Below are 7,647 nucleotides of genomic sequence, written 5' to 3' on the forward strand. Positions count from 1 at the left end.
GCATCTTTCACTAAAGGGAAAAGCGAATACTTTCCAATTCCAAGAAATCAAATTGATTTAAGTGGGGGAACGCTAAAGCAAAATCCTGGTTATTAATTAAACTAATTTTCTTAATAAAAAGGGCAGAAATTTTCTGCCCTTTTTTTATATATCTTAGAGTTTTGCATTTTCTATTGACTATGGTCAGATTCGCTTTTTATTCTGTTCTTTTCCTATTTTTTGCTTCCTGCAGAAATTCCAACACTTTATTCGAAAGAATCAGTTCAGACAAGAGCGGTATTCATTTCAATAATACAATCAATCAAACCGATTCGATTAATGTGCTTGATTTTGCCAATGTATATAATGGTGGAGGTGTTGGTATCGGTGATTTTAATAAAGATGGATTACAAGACATTTACTTCACCGGTAACATGGTTAGCAATAAATTATATCTTAATAAAGGAGATTTTACGTTTAAAGATATTACAGAAGAAGCCAAAGTAAATGGTGAGGGTAGATGGGGACGCGGGGTATCCGTTGTGGATATCAATAATGACGGATGGGATGATATATATGTCTGCGCCTCTATCAAGAAAAAAGCGAAAGAACGGGAGAACTTATTGTATGTCAATCAGGGTTTGAATAAGAAAGGCATACCAATTTTTAAAGAGATGGGGGCTGAATATGGTTTGAATGATACTACGCACTCAACTATGGCAAATTTCTTTGATTATGATAATGACGGGGATCTGGATGTTTTTATTGTTGTCAATGAAATCATAGATGGGGATTACCCAAACAGATTCCGACCGCGTTTATTAAATGGTGAACATCCTAGTACTGGCAGACTATATCGTAACGATCCGAATGAAAAATTGGGTCATCCTGTGTTTGCAGATATTTCAAAGGCGGCAGGGATATTAATTGAAGGTTATGGGCATAGTGTATCCGTTGCGGATATAAATAAGGATGGATGGAAAGATGTCTATGTTGCCAATGACTATTTGTCGAATAATGTGCTTTATATAAATAACCGCGATGGCACATTTACCGATAAGCTGGCATCCTATTTTAAGCATGGCGCTGCTAATGCAATGGGGTCTGATATAATAGATATCAATAACGACGGCCTCGCTGATCTGGTAGAACTGGATATGAATCCGGAAGATAACTACCGGAAAAAAATGATGACGAATGGTAATAACTACCAGACCTATCAAAATATTGAACAGCTGAAATATCAGTATCAATATGTCAGGAATATGCTTCAGATCAATCAGGGACCCCGGATAAATCAGAATGATTCCATCGGCGATCCTATTTTTAGTGAACTTTCATATTTTGCAGGGGTGGCTGAGACTGATTGGAGCTGGGCACCCGTGGTAGCGGATTTTGATAATGATGGCTTCCGGGATATTTTTGTTACGAATGGCTTTCCTAAAGATGTTACAGATCACGATTTCATAACTTTTCGGAATACTGCATATAGTATTGCAACTAAGGCAGAACTATTGGCTCAAATTCCGGAGGTCAAAATTCCTAATTATGCCTTTCAAAACAAAGGTAATTTAACCTTCGCGAATGTTTCAAAAGACTGGGGGTTTAATGATCCATCTTTTTCTAATGGAGCTGTCTATGCGGATCTTGACAATGATGGTGATTTGGACGTGGTATTGAACAATATCAATGACGAAGCATTCCTGTATCGTAATAATACTCAAGAAGAAACTAAAGACAATCACTACCTGAAGATTGGGTTTTCCGGAGACAGGTTGAATAGAAAAGGTGTGGGTACTTTAGTTGAAATATATTACGATCATGGCAAGCAGCAGGTTTGGGAAAGTACACCTTATAGAGGATATTTATCTTCCATGCAAAATGTTGCTCATTTTGGTTTAGGAAATATAAGTACAATTGATTCCGTGCTAATAAAATGGCCAAATGGGAAAGTGCAGATTATGCAGGATGTAAAAGTAAATCAGTTGATATCAGCCGATATAGCACGAGCCAATGACACTTATTCTTTTCAAAAAAAGATTTTTGCAACTAGTAATTTGTTTAGAGAAGTTACGGATTCTGTAGATATAAATCATCTTCAGAAAGAAATGGATTTTGTGGATTTTAATATTCAGAAATTATTGCCTCATAAATTTTCTGAATATGGGCCTGCTTTAGCAGTAGGGGATATAGACAACGATGGACTTGACGATATCATTAGTGGCGGATCTTTTTCTTTTAGTGCCCAGATCTTCTTGCAAAAAGCAAATGGACGCTTTGTACAGAAAGCGCTTATACAAAACGCCGATATTCATAATAAACGTTGGGAAGATTTGGGGCTTCTGTTATTTGATGCAGACGGAGACGGAGATCTTGATTTATATGCTGCCAGTGGTGGCTATGAGAACGAAAGAAATACCAGTGTGTATCAGGACAAGTTGTATGTTAACGATGGAAAAGCAAATTTCAAATTGGATGAAACTGCTTTACCCCAAAACTTTACCAGTAAATTATGTGTAAGGGCAATTGACTACGATAAAGATGGTGACCTGGATTTGTTTGTCGCAGGTCGGGTAGACCCATGGAATTATCCCAAGCCCGTTTCAAGCTTTATCTTCAGGAATGATAGTCGGAAGGGGGAGCCTAAATTTACTGATGTTACTAAAAATATTGCCCGGGATCTTGTAAATATTGGCCTTGTATGTGATGCGGTATTTACCGATTTCGACAATGATGGCTGGCAGGATCTGATATTAGCAGGAGAATGGATGCCAGTAACTTTACTGAAGAATGAAAAGGGTGTCTTTAAAAACGTAAGTACAAGCACGGGAATTAGTGATAAAGTGGGATGGTGGAATACTATCGCTCCCGGCGATTTTGATAATGATGGTGATATAGATTATGTTGTGGGTAACCTTGGACAAAATTCTTTTTATAAGGGGAGTGATAATTATCCCGTGTCTATTATAGCTAATGACCTTGATAATAATGGTAGTTATGATGCCATTCCTTTTTTATTTCTGCCCGATCAAACGGGTGAGAAAAAGGAGTTTCCGGCTCATACCCGGGACGACATGATTAAGCAAATCATTGGTACCAGAATAAAGTTCCAGAATTATAAATCTTTTGCTGTTGCCAATATGGATGATATTTTCACCCCTGAACAAGTATCTGGTGCACTAAAATTGAAAGCAAATTATTTCCAATCCAGTTATATTGAGAATTTAGGTAAAGGGAAGTTTAGTATAAAACCTTTACCTATGGAAGCTCAGGTGTCAGTTCTAAATGGTATCCTGGTTGATGATTTTACTGGTGATGGTAACCTGGACATTGTTGTTAATGGAAACGATTATGGCACCGAAGTATCTGTTGGCAGGTACGATGCTTTAAACGGCCTGGTGCTCAAAGGTGACGGCAAAGGCAATTTCAAAAGTCTTTCTATATTGGAAAGCGGAATATTTATTCCGGGTAACGGAAAAGCTATTGTCAAGCTTAAAAGCTCGGATGGGAAATATTTATTAGCAGCAAGCCAGAACAGGGGAAATTTAAAAGTTTACTCTTTAAAGGCGGGAAAAAAGAATGTTCCTGTCCGGGCTGATGATGTTAGTGCGGTCATTAAATTCAGGAATGGAAAAACTCAAAAACGTGAGATTCCTTATGGCTCTTCCTTTTTATCGCAGTCGGGAAGATTTTTAACGCTGGATAACAATGTGATTTCGGTTGTCGTTACAAATACCAAAAGTGAAAGCCGCAAGGTATTATAAGGGTTCATGTGTACTCTGTAAATTATTTAATTAAGTCTATGAAGTATAGAAGTTTACATATTATATTTCTCATCAACTTGTTTGCTGCTTTAGCATGTACAAAAGATAAAGTTGATCACCTGTCAGATACCGAAATATTACATCAGAATCAGGATCAGCTTACTCAAGTTATTATATATGATGTGTTTACTCCGCCAGTCGCCAGCCGGATATACGCTTATTCTTCCCTGGCATCTTTTGAGGCGATGCGTTTTGATAAGCCGGGGACGCCCTCTATTGCATCCAAATTAAAAAAATTCTCTAAATTCCCCGAGCCAGAACAGGGTAAAAATTATGATTTTACACTTGCAGCTACACGGGCCTTTTTTACCGTGGTACACAAGGTTGTTTTCTCTATAGATTCGCTTAAGGCGTATGAAAACAAGGTATATACCCAGTTTCAGAACTCCCTGGATCCTGATGTATATGAGCGGTCGGTTGCTTTTGGAGACTCAGTTGGGAACGTAGTATTAGCCAGAGCCGCAATCGATAACTATAGAATCAGCAGGGGTAAAGCCAAGTTTATAGGTAATCAGGAATCTGGACAGTGGCGCCCGACACCTCCCGACTATATGGATGGCGTCGAATGGTGCTGGGGAACTATGGAACCCCTTGTGATCGATTCAACGGCATTGACTATTGAATTACCCAAACCACCCAATTTTTCTACCGATACTAACAGCGTTTATTTTAAAGAAGTTAGCGGGCTTTATAAGCTGACGCAAAATTTAACACAAGAGCAAAAAGATATTGCGAGGTTTTGGGATGACAACCCATTTGTTATGGAACATTCCGGTCATATGATGTTTGCAAATAAGAAAATAACTCCGGGCGGACATTGGATGGGTATAGCAGCTATTGCCTCAAGAAAGACGAAAGCCGATGAAGTTAAGGTAGCACAGGTATATGCGGTGACAGCAGTTGCATTGTATGATGCTTTTATCTCTTGCTGGAACTTGAAATATAAATATAACACGGTACGGCCAGTTACTGTGATTAATGAACTCCTGGACAATAATTGGATGCCCATGCTCCAAACACCACCTTTTCCGGAATATCCGAGCGGGCACAGTACCATAACCCGGGCAGCTTCTACCGTTCTGACTAAAATATTTGGAGAGAATTTCGCCTTTCAGGATACCAGCGATCTCAGGTACATTGGGATGAAACGGGACTTTAAATCGTTTAAGCAGGCATCAGACGAGGCCTCCATCAGCCGGGTTTATGGGGGCATTCATTATATTTTTAGTGTTAATGAGGGTGTCGTTCAGGGGCAAAAGGTGGGGGATAAAGTCGTGGAAAGACTTAAATTATAACGTCAGGCTAAGCCGGATGTTTTGTCCTGCAGTTCCTGAGCAAGTATCCTCTGGATATACTATGCCTTAGTTACCAAACTGCCTTTCATCGTTCTTAAAAATCAGTTTAAACGGGGAGTGTATTGGCTCCATCTTGATTTTATGCTAAATTGCAATTCTTTTAAATTTTAAATTATATACTAATGAATTCAACACTCTGTAAAAACCATTTGTTGATGAGAAAGTTTCTTTACTGCTCATTGATTTTTTTGGGGATGATTTCAGCAACTTACGCTCAAAGTGGCCCAGCACAGATCGTCCCTGATTTTACATTTAATAAATTCAATGGGCAAGCTTTTTCCCGGAAGGATTTAGCGAAAAATAAGAAGATCGTTATTGTTTTCTTTGACGTTTCGTGCGATCATTGTCAGAACGAACTGAAAGCTATTTCTGAGAAGATTGACAATTTTAAAACGGCGGAGTTTTACCTGATATCGATGGATAATGTTGCTGCAATACAATCTTTCATGAAAAAATTTGCTCCGAAGATGAATGGAAGGGTGAATGTGACTCTATTGAGGGATTTGAATCGGCAGTTTATAGTCAGATTCCGGCCAATTCAATTTCCGGCGACTTATGTCTACGGCACTAACCTGAAACTAATTAAGTATTTCGGTCAGAATAGCAAGGTCGCTGATATTATTACTGCCGTTAATAAATAGGATAATCACGTTTAAACAAAAAAACTCCTGATTTCTCAGGAGTTTTTTTGTTTAATTTCTTCTGCGGCGATCACCACCTCCGCCTTCGCGACGAGGGGATGGGGAACTGCTTCCGCCACGATCTTCACGACGTTTTCCTGAGAAATCACGAAAACCGCCGCCCGAACTTCCGCCTTCACGGCGTCCGCCACCACTGTTTCCGCCACGATATCCACCACCGCCTTCACGACGAGGTGAATTCCCACGGTATCCACCTTCAGACCCGCCGCGTTCACTGCCACCCTCACGATCGCCGGCCATTTCTATCCGTACGCTTCTGCCTTGAAAATCAACGGTCTTGAAACCTTCGATAACTTTATTTACTTCAGCATCTTCCACTTCAAAGAATGTAAATACACCTTTCAGGTCAATTTTGCCCACGCTTTTTCCACTGATCTTGGTATTGTTGCAAATAAAACCAAGCATGTCGCCACGCGTGAAATCATCTACCGAACCCAGGTTCATAAATAAGCGGGTATAACCTGCACTAGATCTCGCTCCGCGATCCGGACGATCACCTCGTTCTCCGCGATCACGTTCAAAACCACGGTCATCACTGGATATATTAAGATCAGGTGCTTTGGAATAGTATTCGAGGAAGCGATTGAATTCAAGAGAAGCAAATCTTTTAATGATCTGCTCTTTGTCAAGATCCTTAAACTCATCCATAATACGCGGAATGTATTGTTCGATCTGAGCCTCATTAACTTCAACATTATGAACTTTATGGATTAATGCAAATAATTGCTTTTCACACACATCAAAGCCGCTTGGGATTTCCGCTTTTGTAAATTGCTTCCCAATTGTACGTTCGATATGACGGATTTTTCCGAGTTCTTTAGAGTTAATAATAGCGATCGATATACCCGTTTTACCAGCGCGTCCCGTTCGTCCGCTTCGGTGTGTATAATTTTCAATCTCATCGGGAAGTGAATAGTTAATTACGTGAGTTACGTCATTAACGTCAATTCCCCGGGCTGCAACGTCAGTAGCTATCAATAATTGAAGGCTGCGATCTCGATAACGTTTCATTACCTTATCACGCTGCTGTTGAGATAAGTCGCCATGAAGAGCATCTGCATTATAACCATCCTTCATTAAGGATTCAGCTATTTCCTGGGTCTCAATTTTTGTACGGCAGAATACGATACCAAAGATCTCAGGATTGAAATCAACAATACGTTTAAAGGCAGCGTATTTATCGCGTGCTTTTACAATATAATATTCATGCTCAATGTTGACATTTCCGGTATTTTTGGTACCCATCGTTAGTTCGAAGGGATCCGTCATGTATTTTTTTGCGATACGACGGACTTCGGTTGGCATGGTAGCAGAAAATAACCATGTCTTTTTATCCTCAGGTGTAGTTGACAAAATGCTGTCGATGTCTTCCTGGAAGCCCATATTCAGCATTTCATCGGCTTCGTCCAGAACAACAAATTGCACCTGGGTAAAGTCAATCGCTTTACGGTTGATAATGTCCAGCATACGGCCGGGAGTAGCTACTACAATCTGCACACCGCGTTTGATCTGGCGTAACTGATCTGAAATGTTTGCACCACCATAAACAGCAACAACGCTAACGTTCTTCATGTTTTTGGAGTAGTTCTTAATGTCACTTGTGATCTGCAGACAGAGTTCACGTGTTGGACATAAGATCAGTGCTTGTGGGTAATTTTCTTCAAAATCCAATAATTCTAAAAGGGGGATGCCAAATGCAGCCGTTTTACCGGTTCCTGTTTGAGCTAATCCGACAAAATCGTTGCTGCCTGAAAGTAATACCGGGATAGATTGTTCCTGGATTGGTGT

The 7,647-nt window shown here is 39.8% G+C and carries 4 protein-coding genes; 3 read left to right on the forward strand and 1 reads right to left on the reverse strand.

Annotated elements, in window-relative coordinates:
* Positions 1 to 179 precede the first annotated feature (179 nt).
* From ACLL8Z_RS07785 to ACLL8Z_RS07795, 3 genes are all read left to right on the forward strand, one after another.
* Entirely contained in the window at positions 180 to 3,743 is a 3,564-nt protein-coding gene (locus tag ACLL8Z_RS07785; RefSeq protein WP_411274206.1) for a VCBS repeat-containing protein, read from the forward strand.
* Positions 3,744 to 3,781: 38 nt separating this feature from the next.
* Positions 3,782 to 5,098 (forward strand): vanadium-dependent haloperoxidase, encoded by a 1,317-nt coding sequence (locus ACLL8Z_RS07790; protein WP_411274207.1) that lies wholly within the window; start codon positions 3,782 to 3,784, stop codon positions 5,096 to 5,098.
* A 215-nt stretch (positions 5,099 to 5,313) separates the two neighbouring features.
* Positions 5,314 to 5,799, forward strand: a complete 486-nt coding sequence (locus ACLL8Z_RS07795; protein WP_411274208.1) for a peroxiredoxin family protein — start codon at positions 5,314 to 5,316, stop codon at positions 5,797 to 5,799.
* Between the two features lie 51 nt (positions 5,800 to 5,850).
* Here the strand turns inward: ACLL8Z_RS07795 and ACLL8Z_RS07800 are convergent.
* Positions 5,851 to 7,647 (reverse strand): DEAD/DEAH box helicase (locus tag ACLL8Z_RS07800; RefSeq protein ID WP_411274209.1); only part of this gene is annotated, 1,797 nt, incomplete at its 5' end.

Source organism: Daejeonella sp., from assembly GCF_046590655.1.
Lineage (GTDB): Bacteria > Bacteroidota > Bacteroidia > Sphingobacteriales > Sphingobacteriaceae > Daejeonella.

Bases quoted from the DNA above. Each gene is read 5' to 3' on its own strand.
- ACLL8Z_RS07790 (WP_411274207.1), top strand. From the start codon at position 3,782: ATGAAGTATAGAAGTTTACATATTATATTTCTCATCAACTTGTTTGCT.
- ACLL8Z_RS07795 (WP_411274208.1), top strand. From the start codon at position 5,314: ATGAGAAAGTTTCTTTACTGCTCATTGATTTTTTTGGGGATGATTTCA.
- ACLL8Z_RS07785 (WP_411274206.1), top strand. From the start codon at position 180: ATGGTCAGATTCGCTTTTTATTCTGTTCTTTTCCTATTTTTTGCTTCC.